The sequence below is a fragment of the Amedibacillus sp. YH-ame10 genome (genome assembly GCF_053848885.1).
The window spans coordinates 69,506-90,853 of record NZ_JBSPFA010000008.1 but is presented as its reverse complement, the minus strand read 5'-3'; the positions used below and the strand labels follow the sequence as shown (position 1 = coordinate 90,853).

Genomic DNA, 21,348 nt, shown 5'->3' with positions numbered 1-21,348 from the left:
GGAGTTATGCAAATAAAAGAAGTAGAAGAGCGTACAGGCTTAAGCGCAAAAGCTATCCGCTATTATGAAAGTAAGGGTTTATTAGAAGTAAAACGTACCACGAGTGATTATCGTGAGTATGATGAATCTTGTATAGAAGAGTTACAATTGATACGCTTGTTACGAGGTTTAGATATTTCTATCGCGGATATTAAAGAATACCAAATGAACAATTGTGGATTGGATACTCTCTTACAGAAACAATTAACAGTCCTTGAAGAGGAACGCTTTACAAAAGAGATTAAAATCGCTCTTTGTCATGATATGTTACATGAACTTGAACAAAAAGATAGCCTTGCTATCGAAACATATAATGCATCATTACAGGATGTTAAAGATGAAGATTTCAAAGAAGTAAGCAAATTTTACGCGATGATAAGCCAACACTCTTTGGCATTTTATATTGCTTCTACACTTATATTATCTGGTCCCATCCTATGGTTATTCTTATACATCGTTGATGATTATCCAATTGCAAATCCATTGCTTCTAACTATTTTCTCTTGTGTTGATATTGTCTTGATTACACTACTATGGGTTGAATATGCAAAACATCGTAAAGAGTATCGTGCAATAAAAAAAGGAAATTGGAAAATCTTTGGAATGGTAATTCTGTTGTTGATTCTTACCTTCTTTGGTATGTATTGCATTTCTTCTATACAACGAAACTTTCTGATACCGGATGACTATCTGTTGTGGTCTATGCCTCGCATCTATACGTTTTTATCCTTTATCTTTATGTTTGAAGGATTTATAATCGGTGGTACAAAAATCTATAAGTATACAGAAAATGAAGATATTGCGATTTGGAATATGATATGGAATAAAATTCGCAGATTTAAAAAGCTCTTTCTACTAGCAAACCTAATACTGCTATATGTATGTATAAGTAACATTAATGTCATCTCAAAAGATCATATCAAAATAATGCGTTGGTATGCCCCCATCTATCAAACCTACACACTTGAGGATATAGACCATGTGGAAACAGGTTTTATAAAACGTACATTCTCATTCACTGGACAACATACAGGAGATTTTTATTATGAAATACATCTAAAAAATGGACAAACGATTGATATCTCACAACCAACCCCAAGAGATGAAGAAAAGTACGTACAACATACCTATTTAGAAATAGAAGAATATGATGCATATTTGATGAAGCATAATATTAAAAAAGTATCGAGTGAAGATAACAGCAAGTATAACGATCTTGCGAAAGAATATAAAGAACGCTTTCTAAAAATCGTACGTAATAAGTAAAGAACTAGGCGAATTTGCCTAGTTCTTTATTTTACTTCTTCTACATCAAGGATTTCTTGTTCCTCATTTTTAACCATATCATATCCCTTACTACTAAATTCTTTCACAATCTTCTTGTAATATATAACCGTATAGAAATTTGAGATTGCATCTAGAATCAATAAGAAACTAAAATAATTATGTAAGAAGCCTTCTTCCATATCGACTAATATTAACACCATACCAAGAAGTAATGGTACCACTGCCAACAATGCATTTACTTTCCATTGACTATTTTGTAAACGGAATAGATTCATAGAATATTGTAGACGAAGGGTACTATCTAGTACGATCAGTCCACTGATGACAATAGGATAATTATCCACAATAACATCAGGCTTACTGGCAACAATCAATCCTGCAATCGCATATAGAATACCAAACGCAAAACTATACTCATTGGGTTTCATATACTCTTTCTTGAAGAAATACACCAAGATTTGAAATAATCCTACAAGCGCTAATAAAATACCCGCAATCATAAAGAAGTTCAAGAACTGATCTCTTGTAATCATATAGGATAAAATAGAAAATATAACATAGAAAATAGATAATACAAGCAACTTCCAATTTTCGATTTTCAAACTCATAAACATCCTCCTGTAAAGTTTCATAGCTACGCTTATTATAACAAACTTTATAGAAGTTATGTGAAATTATTCAATCAATTCCTACAAGATAAGATATTTCTACTTCCTTTTCTTTTCCATGTACTTCTTTATAAAAGATGATATCCATTGGACAATGCTCACTACAACAATAGGTTGTATAAGGAAGATACTCGTGATATATGGCATATGCTATGGGCTCCATGGAATTTTTCGGATTTGCGTAGAAGCGAAAACGAAGATAACGAGATGCGGGAATATCCTTTATATAAAACATTGAATTCTGAAGTTCTTCTTGTATTTGTATCCCTGTAAAATAGAGGAATGAAGGTTGTGTTGTATCAAAGTTCGCGTTTGTATAATCATTGATACCAACATAAAAATCTGTATTTACTCTAGTTCTAATATTATCTTTATACTTATGTAAATTATGATGGCATTTTCTGATCACTTGAAAACCTTTTGCGCAATCCCCTTGAAATCCAGCAAATTTTAAGGCCCCCAGCTCCACGACATCTATTTCATAGGAGGTTGGTAATGTTGTTGGATTTGATAAGGTAAGTGGCATTTGTACTTTAAAACCGCTCCCTTTTTTTCGATAACTAGCAGGAGTTTTATGATACAATCCTTTGAATGCTTTATGGAATGCTTGTTGGGATTCATATCCTGCTTGTAAGGCGATTTCTATAATACTCATATCACTTTGTACCAAGAAATACGCGGCTTCACTCAATCTTCTTCTAACGATATATGTATGGATACTCATTTCAAATGCTCCCGTAAATAGTTTATGTAAGTGATAGGTGGAATACCCCATTTGCTTCGATAGCTCTTCTATGGTGAGAGGTTCATATAGATGTTCTTCTATATAAGATAATAATGAATGTATACATTCTTGATTTTTCATAAGGTACCTCTTTTCAACTACTATTGTATCAGAAAATTATGTATCAATTTTCATCAAAGGTGTTATTCTAAAAAGAAAAAAGCCGAATCATCGGCTATAGTTTTTCAATTGGTTTACGCTCTGCTTTAAGATTATGAGTTTTATTACTACGTTTTTCTAGCTCTGCGTTTACATCTTCTAACGTAATTCCCTTTTCTACCATAAGGACTGTTAAATGATACAACAAATCTCCAATTTCATTCACTTGGTCTTCTTTGGTTTGTGTAAGTGAGGCGATTACGACTTCTGTACACTCCTCACCAACCTTTTTCAGTATTTTGTCCAAACCTTTTTCAAACAGATAAGATGTATAGGAACCCTCTTCACCATTTGTTTTACGATCTAAAATCGTTTCATATAATACATCTAGTTCTCGCATACTTCTTCTCCCTCCATATTACGGTAGAAACATGTGATATGGCCTGTATGACAGGCAGCTCCTACTTGTTCTACTTTTAATAAGATTGTATCATTATCACAATCTATACGAATATCTTTTACATATTGATAATGTCCACTTGTTTCACCCTTGATCCATAATCGATTTCGACTGCGACTATAATAGGTCGCTTTTTTTGTTTGTATGGTCATATCCAAACTGAGTTTAGACATATAGGCTAACATAAGCACTTCATTGCTTTTGTAATCTTGTACAATGACTGGAACTAGTCCATTCCCTTTTTTAAAATTTATTTCTATCATAAACGTACTGGTACTCCCTTCTCTTGGAGATACTCCTTCACTTCTTGTATGGTAACCTCTCCATAATGAAACATACTAGCCGCCAAAGCCGCATCGCTTGCTTCTTGTTCAAATACATCTGCGAAGTGTTGTAATGTACCACATCCTCCACTTGCAATTACAGGAACATCCACCATGTCTCGAACAGCTTTACACAGTTCAATATCAAAGCCTTGTTTTGTTCCATCGGCATTCATACTTGTTAGTAGAATTTCTCCAGCACCCAACGCAACTCCTTCTTTAATCCACGCAAGTACATCCATGCCTGTATCTACACGTCCGCCATTGATATAGACATTCCAACCAGTTCCATCTTCACGTTTTTTTCCATCGACTGCTAGAACGATACACTGGGAGCCAAACATATCTGCACCTTCTTTAATCAATTCCTTATTGTGTACAGCAGCGGAGTTTAAGGATACTTTATCCGCACCAGCCAACAACATCTTTCGAATATCCTCAACGCTACGAATTCCTCCACCTACCGTAAAGGGTATGAAGATTTCTTTCGCAACGGCATTCACAACTTTTACCATCGTATCTCGTTGTTCATGCGTAGCAGTAATATCTAGAAATACAAGTTCATCGGCTCCTTGTTCATAATACGATTTTGCTAAATCTACAGGGTCACCAACTTCTTTTAATCCAACAAAATTAATACCTTTTACAACTTTTCCATCCTTTACATCAAGACAGGGAATAATTCGTTTTGTATGCATACTAATCCTCCCTACAAGTTTGAATTGCTTCAGGAAGAGAAAGTGTTTTCGCATACATTGCTTTTCCTGTAATGGCACCATAAATATCCAGTTGTTTTAATAACTTAATATGATGAATGTCTTTAATCCCACCCGAGGCAACAATGTTCATAGAAATCTCTTGTTTTAGATTACGTAGCATTTCTACATTGGGTCCCATCATCGTACCATCTTTTGAAATATCAGTAACTATAATGGTAGAAACACCCATAGCTTCCAATTCTTTCGCGAACGATACATATTCCTTTTCACTGCTTGCTAACCAACCACGTCCATAGGCGTAGCCATCTTTACAATCGATTCCAACCGCAATCTTATCACCATATTTTTCAATCGCTGCTTTTAAGAAACTTTGATCTTCGATTGCCGCAGTTCCAAGAATTACACGTGCAATTCCTTGTTCGATGTAGAAATCTACATCTTCCATAGAACGGATACCTCCACCAACTTCCACCGGAATGGATAGTTTCTTTGCGACTTCCACAATACATGCTTGGTTTACTTTTTTCCCTTCTTTAGCTCCATCCAAATCTACCATATGTAGATAGTCAGCGCCTTCTGCTTCAAAGGTTTTCGCAATCTCTAAAATGCTCTCTCCTACACATTCTTGTTTTGCGTAGTCTCCTTGGTATAAACGTACTGGCTTTTGATCCAAGATATCAATCGCAGGTAAAATTATCATACAAACTCCTCCTTAAAATAGGTTAAGATGGAAAGTCCATCCTCTCCACTTTTCTCAGGATGAAACTGTGCACCTAATATATTATCTTTACGTAGTAACCCTGGTATCTTTAAAGAACCATATTGAGAATATCCCAATACATGTGCATCTACATACCCTTGTACAAAATAAGAATGTACATAATACATAAATGGCGATGTGGACATTCTATCAAAGATAGGATGGTACATATTTGCTTCTAATAAATTCCAGCCAATATGTGGAATCTTTACATCTGTATCTTCCATTTTTTCAATTCGCCCAGGTAAAAATCCAAGCCCTTTTGTAAGTTGTATTTCATCACTCTCTTCAAAAAGAGCTTGCATCCCCAAACAGATACCTAATAAAGGTTTCTTTTTTTCAATGACTTCCTTATGAAGTACCTCTATCAAACCATGTGCTTCTAAGTTCTTCATACAATCTGGAAATGCGCCTACCCCTGGAAGAATTAACTTATCGGCTTCTTCTAAAACTTTGGGATCGTTTGTTAATACACAAGGTGCACCAATCTTTTCTAATGCATTGATCACACTGTGTAAATTTCCCATCCCATAATCAATCACCGCAATCATTATAGTACGCCTTTCGTACTAGGCAGTTCATCGGAAGTAATCGCAATCGCTTGTTTCCACGCACGCCCAAAAGCTTTAAAAATAGCTTCAACTTTATGATGATCGTTAGTTCCATAGGATACATTTACATGTAAGGTAATACCTGCTTGAAAGGCAACCGCACGAAGAAATTCTTCTACCATTTCACAAGAGAGGGTTCCAATTTGTTCACGCTTCAATTCACAGTTGTACACAAGGAAACTTCTACCACTTATATCTAAGGATACATTTGCCAAAGTTTCATCCATTACTAAATTCATAGAACCGTATCGTTCGATTCCTTTTTTATCACCCAACGCTTCCTTCAAGCATTCACCCAAAAGAATTCCACAGTCTTCTACTGTATGATGATCACACACATCTAAATCACCGCGTGCAACTACATCGATATCCATTTTTGAATGAAAGGCAAACAGCGTTAACATATGATCGAAAAAACCAATCCCTGTATCTATGTTTGCCGTTCCTACTCCGTCTAAATTTATAGTACATGAAATATCTGTTTCTTTTGTCGTACGTTTTTTTATACTTGTTCTCATGCGATAACCTCCTTGTCAAACGCCATCAATAACTGTAACACTTGTGCGTTTTCTTCTTTTGAACCTATGGTAACACGGAATGTATCATTTGCATATGTTCGAATGATGATTCCAGCGTCTTCTAGCGTTTTTAACAATGCTTCTTTATGTTTACTTCTTCCATATACATAATTCGCTTGAGATGGATAAAAAGTAACATGTTTTAAAGTTTTCACTTTCTCATAGAATGCATCTCGTTGTGCAATAGTTTCTTTGAGCGTTTCTTGATAGTCTTGAACATAACGTAGTACGACTTCACCAATTTTTTGGTCAATACTACTAATGTTATAAGGGACTCCTTTGGTACGAAGCTTTTTCATATTTGTACTATTTCCCATGAGGAATCCTAAACGTACACCAGCTAAACCATATGCTTTTGATAACGTTCTAGTGACGTAGAGGTTTGGGTATTGTTCAATATAAGAAACCATCGATTCCTTTGCGAATTCACTATACGCCTCATCGATGATAACAGGAATTGTAGGAAATGCTTCTACAATTTCTTTCAATGATGCATTGTCCAAGTAGTGTCCTGTTGGATTGTTTGGATTCGAAAATAGGATCATATGAACGTTATTACGGCGTCCATGTTCAATAAAATCTAGGATATTGAAACTTCCATCTTCTTCACATTCAAACTTTAAGATATTTGCTTCCTGCATGCTCGTATAATAGTCATACATAGAAAAGTCTGGTGTTAACGTATATAACGTTTTATCTTTTCCAAGGAAATATCCAATCATCAAGCCTAGCATTTCATCGGAACCATTCCCTGCCATAATATTCTCACAAGGAATATTAATATGTTTACTATAGGCTTCAATCAATGCTTGATTGCGCTCATCTGGATAGCGATGAAAGGGAACCTGCATTAGTTCTTCCATGATTTCTTTTTTGATAGATACACTTACATCTTGATAGAGTTCGTTTGCGTTTAACATGATGTTGCCAGTTTGCTTGGCTGTGTAAGTTTCTACTTCCTTCATGATTTCATCCTCACTCTCACTGCATTCGCATGTGCTTCTAATTCTTCTTGTTGGGCGATTTCAATGATATCATTCCCATAACAATCTAACGCTTCTTTTGTATAGTAAAGATAACTTGATTTCTTAATAAAACTATCTACACTCAATGCACTGGAAAAACGTGCAGTTCCACTTGTTGGTAACACATGGTTAGTACCACCATAATAATCTCCAATACTTTCACATGTTTGATAACCAAGGAATACACTCCCTGCATGTTTCACTAGATCCAAATACTGTTTTGGATTTTGTATCATAAGTTCTAAGTGTTCTGGAGCAATTGCGTTGCTAATTTCGATACATTCTTCAATGCTACTACAAAGAATAGACTTGCCATAATCTTTTAAGGATGCTTGCGCAATCTCTTTCTTTGGTAATACATCACACTGCTTACGCAAAGCTATATCTACTTCATCGATAAGGGTATCGCTTGTAGTAACTAGAATTGAACTTGCCAAAGGGTCATGTTCTGCCTGTGATAATAAATCGGCTGCGATATAATTCGGATTTGCCCCTTCATCTGCGATCACCAATATTTCACTTGGTCCCGCTATCATATCGATATCTACCGTTCCAAAGACGAGCTTCTTCGCAGTTGCGACAAAGATATTTCCAGGTCCAACAATTTTATCTACCTTCGCAATGCTCTGTGTTCCATAGGCAAGTGCACCAATCGATTGGGCTCCTCCTACCTTATAGATTTCACTCACTCCAGCGACCAACGCCGCCGCCGCAATATTGGGATGTAAACTACCATCTGCAGAAGGTGGTGTAATCATAACGATACGCTTTACACCCGCAATACGTGCAGGAATCGCGTTCATCAAAACACTAGAAGGATACTGCGCTCTACCTCCTGGCACATAAATACCAACACTGTCTAATGGTAGTACACGTTGACCAAGATAGATTCCCATCTCTTTTTCTAAATGATAGCCGTTTTGTTTTTGCGCATTATGGAAAAACTCAATATTTTGCGCAGCCTTCTTTAAACACTCCACAAAATAAGCATCGGCCTTCGATGCGGCTTGTCTAACTTCCTCATCACTTACTCGCAAGGTTGTTAAGTCGATTTTATCAAACATTTTTGTATAACGAAAGAGCGCTTCATCTTTGTTTTTCTTCACATCCGCAAGAATCTTGCTAACGTTCATAATCAGTTCACTATCTACATCTTCACTGCGACTTTCTAGATACGCACTTAATCCAAGCGCATCTTTTACATCCATCTTGCTTAACATGCCTTACGCCCCTTTCTTTAAATCTTCTAATATCTCCATGATTTCTTTTCTCTTCAATTTAAAGCTCGCTTTATTCACAATTACTCGTGCACTAATTTCACACACAGTATCGAATACAACAAGCCCGTTTTCTTTTAAGGTTGTACCTGTTTCCATAATATCGACAATTCCATCGCATAACCCCAAGATAGGAGCTAGTTCTACAGAACCATCGATTTTAATACATTCTACATCCAATCCTTTTTCAAGAAAGTAATTCTTTGCGATATGTGGATACTTCGTTCCTATTTTAATATGTCCTACTTTATCAAATGGGTTTTGATCTTTTAGTCCTGCGACGATAAACTTGCATTTTCCAATTCCAAGATCTAACATCTCATAGTAATCACTATCTCCTTCTAATAAAGTATCTTTTCCTACAACACCAATGTCTGCGACACCATGTTGAACATACGTAATACAATCGTTTGCCTTCACAAGGAAATAACGAATGTCCTTCTTAGAATCTTGAAATACAAGTTGTCTTCCTTTATCTTTCAAGCAGGCAATACCATACTCGTTCTTCTCTAATATTTTAACAGTATCTTTTTCTAATCTACCTTTTGTTAGAGCTATGGATATACTCATACGTTTTCCTCCTTGATCATGACAATGTCTTCTCGATCTTGTGTCAATAATTGTACACGACTATGTTTACGCATTTCACTTGCTAAACGAAGTGCTTCCACTTTCTTTGACACTGGATAACATAATATCACGGTCTCTTTTTCATCATCTTCTAATGTAAGTACAGGCAATACATAATCAAGCTTTACGGAGAACCCAATGGCAGGCATCGCTTCTCCAAACTTTTCTAATAAAGTATCGTAACGACCTCCACTTAACACAGATGTCCCAATACCTTCTACAAAGCCTTCAAATATGATGCCACTATAATAATTTAAATGTGGTACCTTTCCTAAATCAAAGGTGAATTTTCCTTCGAAGCCAAGTTCACATAGTTGAGCATCAATCAATTGCAGGTTTTCTAAGATTGCCTTTAAATGTTCATTGAAACAATAGGCTTGCGCATCTTTTAAGATAGCACCATCTCCACATAGCCAAGGAAGCTGTAAGAAGAACGTTTTATCTCCCTCGTTAAGATCTAGAGATGTCAAATATTCTTCTAGCTCTATCATGCTTTTACGATCGATGAAATCAGCTAATGTTTCTATTGTATCATTTGCTAAAGAAAGGTCTTTACAAGCTTGCATAAAGAAGTTTACATTACCGATTTCTAGAGTATAGGAATCCTGTTTCATCGCATCCATGACTTCCAATGCACATACAAGCATTTCTAAATCACTTTCATAATCTTCTAGTCCTATGAGTTCTACTCCACAATCACTAACTTCATTACGTTTTCCAGCAAAGTATTCTTTTACTTTGAATACATCTGCACAATAGCGAAAACGAAATGGTGGCTTTTGATCTTTAAATTTTGTAGTAACTACACGAGCAATAGGTACAGTCATATCCATACGCAATGTAAGAATGCTTCCATTATGATCAAAGAATTTGTACATCTGTTCATCTTTTACTGTTTCAAATCCCGTTTGATAGGTTTGATAGTATTCAATGGATGGTGTAATGATTTCTTGGAAACCATAACTATCAAAGACTTGTTCAATGCGTCTTTCTAGTATTCTTTTCATCTTGCTTTCTGTTAAAATTAAATCTCTTGTGCCCTCTGGTATACGAAATTGTTTCATAAGTTTTCCTCCTCTTTATATACAAAAAAACTTCCATCCAAAGGACGAAAGTTACCTTACGTGGTTCCACCTTATTTTATTGATACCTCACGATATCAACCTCTTCGAGTACTATCATACTCTAGCACGATAACGGGTGCAGGGATTCCGATAAAGACTACTCATTTCGCCTTTACTGCTCAAAGATGTGTTCACAATACTTACCATGTTTTCTTACACCAACCGAAAACTCTCTTGAATGTCCATATTCCTACTATTTCTTATCATTGCATTGTATATGTATATATACTATCTCTTATTAATGAAAATGTCAATCATTCTTATGAAATATTTTCATTATTTGTGTAATCATATCATTTTCTTTCATTCAAAAGAAAAGACCATGACAACCATGGCCTTTATATCAATCATTTACTAAATAATGTTTCGTTAACAATCCAACGACTTCACTCTCTTTTTGAAAATGATCATAATCCTTATCATCTCCATATTTAATACCACTTACTTGGTTGATAAATACACACTTTCCAAGTTCTTCAACACCTTCATATTTCGCAAATCTTATGAATGCACGATAACGTAAATTTCGTTGTGTAGAAAACATATCGTTATCACAAGGAGCATCATCACATTCCCAACAACCTTGTATACCCTTTTTATGGCAACATTGGTACTGGTAACATCCTTCACTATTCTCATGTCTTGACTTTGTCGCATGTCTTGACTTACAACCTTCACAATACTTTGCGTCCTTACATAAGGCACATACGCGTCCACAATAGCCAATGCTTTCGATGATATCTTTTTCATTCATATACATTACCTCTGTTTATCATTTATAGTTATTGTAACAGTTCTTGTGGCATTTTAAAAGAGTTTATATATCTTTTTCTTCTAATAAGACTTTGCGCAAGGAATATAACAGTTTCATGAACTTATCTTGCTTAGCTTCAGGAAGCTGACGATAAAATTCTATGATACTATATTCTTCTTGATTTACTTCTATTTGTACTTTTTCTTCCATCTTAATCCCAACCTTTGCTATATATAGTATAAACCATGAGAAAGATTTGTAAATACGATTTATAATATAAAAAGACCAGTACGTCATATTTTCAAAAAAAAAGCGATTTACTATTTCAGTAAACCGCGAATTCTTAACAAAATCTCTAGATATTCTTCCTTTCGCTCATCTGGAATACCGCTTAATATTTTCAGATAGGCGATTTCTTTAGGGTCTGTTAATAGACGATAAGGCGTTTCATAATCTGGAATACGTAAAATCTGATTGAGATTGATTTCCAATGCACGACAAATATTTACTAAAATATCTAGTGGTGGTTGTGCAGTTCCATTTACATAAGATGAGATGGAACGTTGCGTTGAACCAACAATGTTTGCTAAATCCCCTTGTGTTAACTTTTTGTGCTGTAGACCATCACGAATGGCTTTTCCTACAGTCAGATTGATTTCTGTAACTTTCTTCATAATTCCTCACCAACTTCGACATAATTATAATGGAATTTTATGGAATATTCGCCAGTATAGAATAATTAAAAGTAATCCGTGTATCTATTTGTCGAATTATACATATTTTGTATATTGATATGATACAGAAAAAGGTATGACTTGCCAAGTCATACCTTACATTCTTTACAATAAATCTCTACGTTCATGAATCCACTGTGACCCTATACATCCTACCAATATTAGTATTGCAATGCATAAGGTTGGAATGGAAAACATATCATTTCCTTGGATATAGCTAGCATCCGTATAATGAAATAAGGATAACTTATCAAGTACTTCTACATTTCCTCCCATTTTTCCATACATCGTAATCATAAACATAACAAAAACAATACCACATCCAATCGCTCCTGCCTTTTGATTTTGCTTCATAAGTAAACTGATGAGTAACGACATTGAAAAGAAGAAGAGTTGCATCATACAAAGTGCACTCATATAAGGAAGTAAATCCATAAAGGATAGATTCATATTCATCATCGCAATAGACATATAGACACCTAGTACACATACGACATCTAATACAAGTAAAATCACAACGCCCGCGATAATCTTATCACAAAGGATCCGTATTCTTTTCACACCCTTCACATATAAGAACTCAAAGGTTTTATCATGTTCTTCTTTCGCAAAAATATGCGCTCCTAAAATCACTGCATGCAAAGATAGGGCAATTGCTAAATACAAGTGAATCATTTGATAAATACCAATCCCTGTTCCCATATCACTTGCTGATCCAAAGAATACTTGTAACGCTGGAGGTAACGATTCTAGAATCGTTTGAATTCCCCCTGGTGTACTTGATAACCCATCCATCTTATAAAACGAAATAAAGAGAAGTAAAAACAAACCAATCATCCAATACGTAGTTTGACGTACATACGATTTCCATTCTCTCAAAATTATATTCATAGAAACCTCCTACAATGCATGAATATCTCTACGCTTGAAAAAGAGATATCCAGCAGATAAAAACGCGATGGTTAGGATTACTAAGATACTTAATTTCACTATTTCAAATCCCTGATTTGCGACAACAGAATCGGCAGAAACATAGCTTAGAAAGGATACATAAGATAAAATTCCATCAGGTTCTAAATTCACTACCATCTGTAATAAGAAAAATGCACTTACAATACCTGTTGTTAAAGCTAGTGGTGTTTTAATCTTTTTCATCACACAAGCCAATAAAAATCCCAAAGCCATAAACAACAACTGTGTTAACAACATAGAAAGGTTCAACATCCACATCATATCTTTATCAAACTGCAATCCTGTTTGACTCGCACTTATCATGCTTCCAGTACTATAAATAAGATTCGTTAACAACAAACATAAAAGAATACTAGCTAATTTACATGTAAGAATTTTTTGACGTGTACATGGTTTTGTAAATATAAAGTCCGCTGATTTCCCACTCATTTCCTTGCCGATCACATGTAATCCCAAGTACGTAGATTGAAATGCCGCAGCCGCAACGATATACATAAAACAAAAACTATAAAATCCAGGCAAGGTTTTAATGGTAGAAAGCTGTGCTCCAAATGCTTTTAGCATTTCTGGTGAATACGCATTCAACATTGTTTCAAAAAACTTCACATCGGAAGAAAATGAAACAAATAATTGTATGCATATATATCCAAAAACCGTTAAAGACAATGCCCATATTAGAGTGGATATGAAATATCTTCGGCATTCAAAGCGAAAGATATTCATAGACGCTCCTCCTCATAGTACTGCATGAAGATATCTTCTAAATCAGGTTCGTGTATTTCCAGGTTTTCAAGTGTATGTTTACTAAGTTCTTTCAATAATTCATTTAAGTTTCCATTATACATAAAGGAATATTGATCCTCATTCTTTACAAACTGTGAAACTCCAGTTAATGTCTGTATCTGAGAAATGGAGTCTTCTTTACACATAACATCCACTCGTTTATATGTGTTCATACGTAAATTTTCCATCGTTTCAATCTTTAGTATTTTTCCATCTTTGATAATACCCACTCGATCACACATCTTTTGCACTTCTCCAAGGATATGGGAAGAGAAGAAAATGGTAACTCCTTTTTCATTTTCTTTACGAATAAGTTCAAAGAATTTATTTTGCATAAGGGGATCTAATCCGCTTGTTGGCTCATCTAATACAATAAGCTCTGGACTATGCAACAACCCTTGTACAATCCCTACTTTTTTACGGTTCCCATAAGATAAGTCTTCTATTTTACGATTTACATCAAGTTCTAATAATTCGCATAGTTCTTTGATACGTGCACTACAATCTTTTTTATAGAAAGATGCGGAATATGCCAATAAATCTTTTACTTTCATATGATCATAATAGAACACTTCACTTGGTAAGTATCCTATGTTTTTCGCATTTTCATCACGACATGCAATACAGTCTTTTCCAAAAATTGTTGCGGTACCACTCGTTGGATGAATCAGTCCTAGTAAGGTACGAATGGTAGTAGACTTCCCTGCACCATTCGGTCCTATAAATCCAAATATTTCTCCCTTTTCAATCGTTAAATTCACATGTTCAATTCCTCTATGTTTCCCATAGCTCTTAGTTAAATCTTTTATTTCAATGATTGTACTCATACAAACTCCTCCTTGTATATGATGGTACGAAAGATTTCTTTCCACTTATTAAAGTCTATCATAATCTGTTCTAAATCAATTGGTTGATTACTTTTCTGCAATTCATGAAGATAGCCATCACTCATCCATACCAACATTTGAAAGATATATCGTGGATCGACATCTTCTTTAAACTTAGAAAAATCAATGTTTTTAAAATAGGTTTCATAACTTTTTCCCAATTCACTCTGTACATCTTTATTCACATCATCACTGATCGATTCATTCTTTGAATAATATGCGCGCATTACAAACTCCATAATTGCTGGATGCTTATGCAAAAGTTCTACTTTCTTATTAGCTCCATACGTCATTAAGTCGAAGAAGTCTGTGATTTCATCAAAGTGTTCATCGATTACCAACGTTTTCATAAGTTCAAAACAATATTGGCAAACATAGATATACAATTCTTTCTTATTGTGAAAGTAATAAAAGAGAAGTCCTTTAGAAATACCTGCTTTTGAGGCAATTTCATCCGTAACAGCACGCTTATATTCATGCTTACCAAAGACTTCCATTGCGGCGTTGATAATATTTGTACGCTTTTCATTTGATAGTTCAAAAAATTTCTCATTCATAGTCGAACTCCTATATTGACCAAGTCGGTTTAACTCTACGGTCAATATCATTTTAACGCATTGACTATTTTTTACAAGCCCCCTTATAAAATCTTTATGTGTTTTTAATATATAAAAAAAGGAGCGTTGTAGTACTCCTTCCATCTTACTTTTGATGAGTTTTTTTCCATTCTTTTATTTGTTGAAGACGTTGTGTTACTTTTGCCTCTGAACCTTGTGTCGTTGGATGATAATAGGTGCGATTTAACAAAGAATCTGGCATACACTGCATATTGGTTAATTTGTCTTCACTATCGTGCGCGTATTGATAATCTTCTCCATAATGTAGCTCTTTCATCAGCTTTGTTGGAGCGTTGCGTATTTGTAGAGGAACTGGTTCTGATAACATCTTTAGTGCATCTTCTTTAGCGGCTCCATATGCCATATATAATGCGTTGGATTTTGGTGCTAGGGATAGATACGTAACGGCATGTGTTAAGTGCACGTTGCATTCAGGCATTCCTAAAAAGTGACAACTTTGATATACAGCGACACAAATTTCGAGTGCTCTACTATCTGCCATACCAATATCTTCACTCGCAAAACGAATGAGTCTTCTTGCGACATATAAAGGATCTTCTCCAGCTTCTATCATACGTGCTAGCCAATAGATTGCCGCATCGACATCGCTGTTACGCATCGATTTATGAAGGGCTGAAATGATATTATAATGTTCCTCACCGGTTTTATCATACAACAAAGATTTTTTAGAAATACATTGTTTTAATGTTTCTTGTGAGATATGAATGCCATCCTCTTGTTCTTCTCCATTTAGGATCAGCATTTCTAAAGTGTTTAGGGCACTTCGTGCATCTCCGTTCGCAAAGGATGCGACGAGCGATAACATCTCTTCGCTAATATGAACATTTTGATCCTTAAATCCACGTTCATCTTGTAGCGCATGGGTTAATAATTCTACCAAGTCTTCTTGTTGAAGACCCTTTAATACGAATACTTTACATCGTGATAAAAGGGCTGAGTTAACTTCAAAGCTAGGGTTTTCTGTAGTTGCGCCAATCAAGATGATACTGCCTTGTTCTACATAAGGTAAGAAAGCATCTTGTTGTGCCTTATTAAAACGATGGATTTCATCCACAAATACAATTGTCTTTCTTCCAAAGACACGAGCACTTTGGGCTTCTTTCATTACCTCTTTAATTTCCTTGATTCCACTAGTAACCGCAGAAAAGTTAATGAATTTCGCTTGTGTTTTATTTGCGATAATTCTTGCTAAGGTGGTTTTACCAACACCTGGCGGACCCCAAAATATCATGGAAGATATTTGATCTTTTTCGATTAGATTCCATAAGACTTTTCCTTTATCTAAAAGGTGCTTTTGTCCAACATAATGTTCTAAGGTCTCTGGACGAAGTCGATTTGCTAAAGGTTCCATGGATTCTTGATGATAAAATAAGGATTCTTGTTCCATTGTATCACTTCCATTCTTTATTTAAGAAAGCTGTTTAAGTATACCTTTGATCCATTTGCACAAGCGATCACTTGCACGATTTGCTGTTTCTAATACTCCTGCATGACTATGTTTCTCTTTACAAATACCAGTTGCCATATTGGTAATACATGCGATACCAAGTACTTCAATCCCTAAGTAGTTTGCCACAATGGTTTCTGGCACAGTGGACATTCCTATCGCATCACTACCGCCTTTTGCATAAAAACGTATTTCTGCAGCTGTTTCGTAATAAGGGCCTTGAAAGAACGTATAGACGCCTTCTTGGAAGGGTATCTCTAATTCTTGTGCAACTTCTTTCGCAAGTGCACGTAAGCGATTGGCATAGGGTTCAGACATATCTGGAAAACGTGGACCAAATCGTTCATCGTTATCTCCAATCAAAGGATTCACACAAACAGAATTGATAAAATCTTCAATAATCATTAAATCTCCTGGTTGAAAACTTGGATTGATTCCTCCACAAGCATTTGTCACAATCAATTCTTTTACCCCAAGTAGCTTCATAACATAGATAGGATACGTAACTTCTTTCATCGTAAATCCTTCATAATAATGAAAACGTCCTTGCATTGCCACTACATGACGTCCTTGTAAAACACCGAACACTAGATTTCCTGCGTGACCCTCCAATTTAGATTTTGGAAAATGTGGAATTTCATTATAGGGAATGATTATTTTCTCACTCATTTCATCAACTAAAGAACCTAATCCACTTCCTAGTACGATTCCCGTATCCACATCCCCTTGTATATGTTTCTTTAGATAATCTACGGACTCTTTTACTTGTTCATAAAACATTTATGATGCCTCCTCTATCTTCCTTAATACACGGCATGGATTTCCAGCAGCTATCACACCTTCAGGAATATCTTTATTAACAACAGCTCCAGCACCAATTACACTGTTTTTTCCAATTGTAACACCTGGTAAAATTGTAACATTTGCCCCAATCCACACGTTATCTTGAATGGTTATTGGATAAGCATACTCCAAGCCAGCATTGCGTTGTTCAATATCAAGGGGGTGACCTGCCGTATGAATTCCACAATCAGGCGCAATAAATACATGATTCCCTATCACAACTTCTGCACCATCCAAAATTGTACAATTATTGTTGATAAACACATCATGTCCAAGGGTGATATTATAACCATAATCACACCAAAAAGGTTGTATAATTTCCACTCTTTCTCCTTTTTCCTTTAACAATCCTTCAAGAATTTCATCATGCCCTTTTGAATCACTAGGTAGTAAATTATTGTACGCAAAACATACATCCTTACACTTTCTACGATCATTCACCAATTCTTTATCCGCTCCAGCATCATACAATTGACCCTGTAACATTTTATCTTTTTCACTCATATATACTCCTAACCTTTTCTTACATTTACATATCTAGTTCTATTTTACCTTATCTTACCCACTTATGAAAGTAAAAACACGTATTATATTTACCTTTAGCTAATGATTTCTAATAAATATGATATAATAAAAATATCACATTAGCGTGAAGGAGGTGCAAGATGATTACAATTATTTATAGTAATTTATTTCCTTTTTTGATATTGCTTATGTTTCTTGCACTTGTCGTCTATAATCCAATTTTCAATAAAAAACAAAAATCTTATTTTATCGCATCTGCATTGACATTCTTGTTCATGCTTATTGTAATCAGTGTCGATTTTTTATCTCATAATTTGTGGAATATATGGTATATAAGAAAGATCACAAGCTTTATAAATTTTGCTGTATGTCCTCTGGTACCATTATTTCTATATAAAATCGCGATTGCGAAAAAATCTTCCTCTACCCTATACATTCCTTTGATTGTGAATGTGATTATTTGTTTTATTTCCATATGGAACGGTTGCGTTTTTAATATAAGCACTTCTAACACCTACGATCGGGGAAGTCTCTTCTTCTTACCTTTCTTAACTACAATCCTCTATATGTGTATACTTATTTGGTATACAGGGCATCAAAGACTTAAGGGAAGATTAATTGAGAGATTATTTTTAACGAGTATCATTACCCTGCTTGTCTTTGGTATGATAATGGAGATTATATTTGGGTATTTTTTCCTTTCTTGGGTTGCGGCATCTTTATCACTCCCCATGTATTACTTATTATTGAATATCAATCATTCTATTTTAGACCCACTTACAAGTGCCTATAATCGTTCAGTTTATATGAAAGATTTAGACCGTATGCATACTCATAAATCATGTATTATTGCATTATTAGATATTAATGATTTCAAAACAATCAATGATACTTATGGACATGATGCAGGAGATCGTTACTTAATAACCTTCACGAATATTATGCATAAGCATGTTCCATCTTGTAGCTTATATCGTATTGGTGGAGATGAATTCGTAGTCCTTTCTAAGAAAGACAATCTTGAAAAAGTAAATGAAGGTATTCTACAGGCTCGTGTTGAAATGAATAAAATACATTTAGACTTCTCTTTTGGAATTGGTAAATATTTACCACAAATCAGTATCTTTGAGTTTATCAATCAAATTGATGCGTTAATGTATGAAAACAAAAAAGCTGATAAAGCAAACAAAAACAAGGTATAGCAAATTCCAAGCTATACCTTATTTATATACTTCATATACAACATATTCTTTATTAAAATGATAACCTAATTTTTCAGCGAGAGCGACTGAATTTTTATTTTGTGCATCCCAACTAGGGTACCAGTCTCTTTCTATACAAAGCAGTAATAAATTTGCTGCACAAGCTAAAGCCAATCCCTTTCTTCTTTCATCACGTCTTGTGTCTATTTCTATTTCAATACCCTGTTTATAATACACATAAGAAGAAGCTCCTGATACAACTTCACCTTCTTTTATTGCGACTACTCCAAGTCCAAATGATAAATATTCTTCTACATCACGAAACACGGAGCATAAATCTTTTGACCATTCTTGACTCATCACTTGATGATACAACGCTTTATCGATTACTTTTAAACAATAGCCTTCAGGTAAGCATTCTACATATTGAACAAGAGTTTCCTTATCAAATATGTTTCCCTCTTTCTTTATCGCATAACGTACAGCCTTATGCGCCTTATCCTTACATATATGGATGATTTGTTTTTCCCATTCTTCATTTTGAGGTGTAAGAATCATAAACTCCTTATCTTGATAAGCAGTTTGTATGAGTTCATCATTTACCTTTCCTGCGAAAAAGCAAAACACATCTACAACAATCATTGCGCTTTGAGGATGGTGTACATCATCACAGTATGCTTTTCCCATACAATTTTGTAGACAGGAAGTGATAAGACTTTCCTGCCAACCATGAAATAAATATGCAATACTATGTTTATTGACTACTTCATATATCATATGTGAACTCCTTTTATTTATTTATACAAGTCATCCTAGAAACTCATTTCTTAAAATCGAATAAAATAATCGATCTACATATTTCCCATCGATATAAAAATAGTCTCGTAATGTTCCCTCGTAGGTAAAGCCACATTTTTCAATGACTCTTTTTGAAGCCATATTTATAGATTTATGACAAATCTGTATTTTATGCAGGTTTATTTGTTGAAATCCAAATGCAATAATCGCACGAGCTGCTTCTGTTGCTAAGCCTATTTTTTGAAACTTCGATCCGATACAATATTCAATCTCCGCAAAATGATTTTTACTGTCCACTAGAAAATACGCAATTTGACCAATGCATTCCATTGTATCTTTTGAAATGATCGCCCAACGATAATAATCCTTCATCTCGTATGATTTTATATATTTATCTAGAAGTTTGTTCACTTCAGATTGTGTTGTGTATACAGGTTCTGCATACATAAATTGTATTTTTTCATCCGCAATCCAATGTTCTAACATCGAGATGCTATCCTCGTTCGTAAATTTTCTTAATATCAATCTTTCTGTTTCTAAAGTTTGTGTTCCTATATGTGTAAGCATAACCTGCTCTCCTTTTCTATTTCTTTTAGCTTTATGAATTTGTGATAAGTCTATACTTCACACGTTTATTTATTGAAGGGAACAGTTTCATATTATAAAACTGTCTAAATGCTTCAAAAAGGTTAGGGTGACATCTTTCGCAACATTAGATGCCTGTTTGCAGTTATTTTCAAAGTTTTCAATTCCGTTATGTCCTGCTGTATCCGAAATGGAACGTATAGCCATAAAAGGTATCGCATTTACATAACACACATGGGCAATACTTGCAGTTTCCATATCAACCGATATAGGTGAATACTTTTCATTTAAGCTATCACGCATATCACCTTCTATAAAATTTTCTCCAGTAATCATGCGACCAAAATGAATGGTTGGACATTTATCAAATATACGCCTTGCTATCTTTAATAAGTTCTTGTCTGTTTCAAAATAAATAGAAGACAACCATGGATGAAATTCTGTTAAGATTTCTTCCTCTACATCATGATACGTGGTTTGGGTTGAAATCACAGTATCAAAAAGTTCTACCTTACTATCCATTCCTCCTGCTACACCCACATTAAGAACTGCCACAACAGAGTATGTATCTATTAATAGTTGCGTTGCAATCGCTGCATTCACCTTACAAACACCACTATACAGTGCGACTACTTGCATGCCCTTTATGTGTCCCTCATAAAACTTCAACATAGCTTTATTCGTAACAATAACATTTTCTATATGTTGCAGAAAGGGAGCTAGTTCTTCATCACTAGCACATACAATACCTATTTTTCGCATACTACACTCCTCCTTTAAAGCAGTAACAATCAAC

27 protein-coding genes and 1 other annotated feature are annotated in these 21,348 nt (G+C 34.9%); of the genes, 2 read left to right on the top strand and 25 right to left on the bottom strand.

Annotated elements, in window-relative coordinates; genetic code table 11:
• The first annotated feature begins 6 nt into the window (after positions 1-6).
• On the top strand, positions 7-1,305 hold the full coding sequence (locus ACWG42_RS05030) for a MerR family transcriptional regulator (RefSeq protein WP_455790538.1): 1,299 nt from the start codon (positions 7-9) through the stop codon (positions 1,303-1,305).
• Positions 1,306-1,331: 26 nt separating this feature from the next.
• Here ACWG42_RS05030 and ACWG42_RS05025 read toward each other — a convergent pair whose 3' ends face one another.
• The 22 genes from ACWG42_RS05025 to ACWG42_RS04920 form a co-directional block, all read right to left on the bottom strand.
• The gene (locus ACWG42_RS05025; RefSeq protein ID WP_455790536.1) at positions 1,332-1,934 is read right to left on the bottom strand and encodes a DUF308 domain-containing protein; all 603 of its coding nucleotides are present in this window, start codon (positions 1,932-1,934) and stop codon (positions 1,332-1,334) included.
• Between the two features lie 70 nt (positions 1,935-2,004).
• Complete coding sequence (locus ACWG42_RS05020) at positions 2,005-2,859, bottom strand: AraC family transcriptional regulator (protein WP_455790535.1); 855 nt, start codon at positions 2,857-2,859, stop codon at positions 2,005-2,007.
• 94 nt (positions 2,860-2,953) lie between these two features.
• A complete protein-coding gene (gene hisE / locus ACWG42_RS05015; RefSeq protein ID WP_455790533.1) occupies positions 2,954-3,277 on the bottom strand; it encodes a phosphoribosyl-ATP diphosphatase in 324 nt (107 codons plus the stop codon).
• Complete coding sequence (gene hisI / locus ACWG42_RS05010) at positions 3,265-3,600, bottom strand: phosphoribosyl-AMP cyclohydrolase (RefSeq protein ID WP_455790532.1); 336 nt, start codon at positions 3,598-3,600, stop codon at positions 3,265-3,267. The genes hisE and hisI overlap by 13 nt, the downstream gene beginning before the upstream one ends.
• On the bottom strand, positions 3,597-4,358 hold the full coding sequence (gene hisF / locus ACWG42_RS05005; RefSeq protein ID WP_455790531.1) for an imidazole glycerol phosphate synthase subunit HisF: 762 nt from the start codon (positions 4,356-4,358) through the stop codon (positions 3,597-3,599). Before hisF ends, hisI begins: the two co-directional genes overlap by 4 nt.
• A gap of 1 nt (position 4,359) precedes the next feature.
• Positions 4,360-5,079 (bottom strand): 1-(5-phosphoribosyl)-5-[(5-phosphoribosylamino)methylideneamino]imidazole-4-carboxamide isomerase, encoded by a 720-nt coding sequence (gene hisA, locus ACWG42_RS05000; RefSeq protein WP_455790529.1) that lies wholly within the window; start codon positions 5,077-5,079, stop codon positions 4,360-4,362.
• Complete coding sequence (gene hisH, locus ACWG42_RS04995; RefSeq protein WP_455790528.1) at positions 5,076-5,690, bottom strand: imidazole glycerol phosphate synthase subunit HisH; 615 nt, start codon at positions 5,688-5,690, stop codon at positions 5,076-5,078. Before hisH ends, hisA begins: the two co-directional genes overlap by 4 nt.
• Positions 5,690-6,268, bottom strand: a complete 579-nt coding sequence (hisB, locus tag ACWG42_RS04990) for an imidazoleglycerol-phosphate dehydratase HisB (RefSeq protein ID WP_455790526.1) — start codon at positions 6,266-6,268, stop codon at positions 5,690-5,692. Before hisB ends, hisH begins: the two co-directional genes overlap by 1 nt.
• Positions 6,265-7,293, bottom strand: coding sequence for a pyridoxal phosphate-dependent aminotransferase (locus tag ACWG42_RS04985; protein WP_455790525.1), 1,029 nt, complete (start codon positions 7,291-7,293; stop codon positions 6,265-6,267). Before ACWG42_RS04985 ends, hisB begins: the two co-directional genes overlap by 4 nt.
• A complete protein-coding gene (hisD, locus tag ACWG42_RS04980; protein ID WP_455790523.1) occupies positions 7,290-8,573 on the bottom strand; it encodes a histidinol dehydrogenase in 1,284 nt (427 codons plus the stop codon). Before hisD ends, ACWG42_RS04985 begins: the two co-directional genes overlap by 4 nt.
• Positions 8,574-8,576: 3 nt before the next feature.
• The gene (hisG, locus tag ACWG42_RS04975; protein WP_455790522.1) at positions 8,577-9,200 is read right to left on the bottom strand and encodes an ATP phosphoribosyltransferase; all 624 of its coding nucleotides are present in this window, start codon (positions 9,198-9,200) and stop codon (positions 8,577-8,579) included.
• Positions 9,197-10,324, bottom strand: coding sequence for an ATP phosphoribosyltransferase regulatory subunit (hisZ, locus tag ACWG42_RS04970; protein WP_455790520.1), 1,128 nt, complete (start codon positions 10,322-10,324; stop codon positions 9,197-9,199). Before hisZ ends, hisG begins: the two co-directional genes overlap by 4 nt.
• A gap of 37 nt (positions 10,325-10,361) precedes the next feature.
• Positions 10,362-10,600 (bottom strand) — a binding site (T-box leader).
• Between the two features lie 127 nt (positions 10,601-10,727).
• The gene (locus ACWG42_RS04965; protein WP_455790518.1) at positions 10,728-11,138 is read right to left on the bottom strand and encodes a DUF3795 domain-containing protein; all 411 of its coding nucleotides are present in this window, start codon (positions 11,136-11,138) and stop codon (positions 10,728-10,730) included.
• A gap of 63 nt (positions 11,139-11,201) precedes the next feature.
• Positions 11,202-11,348, bottom strand: a complete 147-nt coding sequence (locus tag ACWG42_RS04960) for a hypothetical protein (protein WP_455790517.1) — start codon at positions 11,346-11,348, stop codon at positions 11,202-11,204.
• 110 nt (positions 11,349-11,458) lie between these two features.
• Positions 11,459-11,812, bottom strand: coding sequence for a helix-turn-helix domain-containing protein (locus ACWG42_RS04955; protein WP_455790516.1), 354 nt, complete (start codon positions 11,810-11,812; stop codon positions 11,459-11,461).
• A 165-nt stretch (positions 11,813-11,977) separates the two neighbouring features.
• On the bottom strand, positions 11,978-12,763 hold the full coding sequence (locus ACWG42_RS04950; protein ID WP_455790514.1) for an ABC transporter permease subunit: 786 nt from the start codon (positions 12,761-12,763) through the stop codon (positions 11,978-11,980).
• A gap of 9 nt (positions 12,764-12,772) precedes the next feature.
• Complete coding sequence (locus ACWG42_RS04945; protein ID WP_455790512.1) at positions 12,773-13,567, bottom strand: ABC transporter permease subunit; 795 nt, start codon at positions 13,565-13,567, stop codon at positions 12,773-12,775.
• Entirely contained in the window at positions 13,564-14,454 is an 891-nt protein-coding gene (locus ACWG42_RS04940) for an ATP-binding cassette domain-containing protein (RefSeq protein WP_455790511.1), read from the bottom strand. The genes ACWG42_RS04945 and ACWG42_RS04940 overlap by 4 nt, the downstream gene beginning before the upstream one ends.
• Positions 14,451-15,071: a TetR/AcrR family transcriptional regulator gene (locus tag ACWG42_RS04935; protein ID WP_455790510.1), complete on the bottom strand. Its 621-nt coding sequence runs from the start codon at positions 15,069-15,071 to the stop codon at positions 14,451-14,453. Before ACWG42_RS04935 ends, ACWG42_RS04940 begins: the two co-directional genes overlap by 4 nt.
• 145 nt (positions 15,072-15,216) lie before the next feature.
• The gene (locus ACWG42_RS04930; RefSeq protein ID WP_455790509.1) at positions 15,217-16,539 is read right to left on the bottom strand and encodes a replication-associated recombination protein A; all 1,323 of its coding nucleotides are present in this window, start codon (positions 16,537-16,539) and stop codon (positions 15,217-15,219) included.
• Positions 16,540-16,560: 21 nt separating this feature from the next.
• Positions 16,561-17,379, bottom strand: a complete 819-nt coding sequence (locus ACWG42_RS04925; protein WP_455790508.1) for a purine-nucleoside phosphorylase — start codon at positions 17,377-17,379, stop codon at positions 16,561-16,563.
• The gene (locus ACWG42_RS04920) at positions 17,380-17,946 is read right to left on the bottom strand and encodes a sugar O-acetyltransferase (RefSeq protein WP_455790506.1); all 567 of its coding nucleotides are present in this window, start codon (positions 17,944-17,946) and stop codon (positions 17,380-17,382) included. It lies immediately after the preceding gene.
• Between the two features lie 161 nt (positions 17,947-18,107).
• On the opposite strand from ACWG42_RS04920, the gene ACWG42_RS04915 reads away from it, so the two are divergent.
• Positions 18,108-19,169 (top strand): GGDEF domain-containing protein, encoded by a 1,062-nt coding sequence (locus ACWG42_RS04915; protein ID WP_455790505.1) that lies wholly within the window; start codon positions 18,108-18,110, stop codon positions 19,167-19,169.
• An 18-nt stretch (positions 19,170-19,187) separates the two neighbouring features.
• Here the strand turns inward: ACWG42_RS04915 and ACWG42_RS04910 are convergent, their stop codons facing one another.
• From ACWG42_RS04910 to ACWG42_RS04900, 3 genes are all read right to left on the bottom strand, one after another.
• The gene (locus ACWG42_RS04910; RefSeq protein WP_455790503.1) at positions 19,188-19,946 is read right to left on the bottom strand and encodes a GNAT family N-acetyltransferase; all 759 of its coding nucleotides are present in this window, start codon (positions 19,944-19,946) and stop codon (positions 19,188-19,190) included.
• Positions 19,947-19,976: 30 nt separating this feature from the next.
• Positions 19,977-20,534, bottom strand: coding sequence for a GNAT family N-acetyltransferase (locus ACWG42_RS04905; protein ID WP_455790501.1), 558 nt, complete (start codon positions 20,532-20,534; stop codon positions 19,977-19,979).
• Between the two features lie 87 nt (positions 20,535-20,621).
• On the bottom strand, positions 20,622-21,314 hold the full coding sequence (locus ACWG42_RS04900; RefSeq protein WP_455790500.1) for a 5'-methylthioadenosine/adenosylhomocysteine nucleosidase: 693 nt from the start codon (positions 21,312-21,314) through the stop codon (positions 20,622-20,624).
• Between the last annotated feature and the right edge of the window lie 34 nt (positions 21,315-21,348).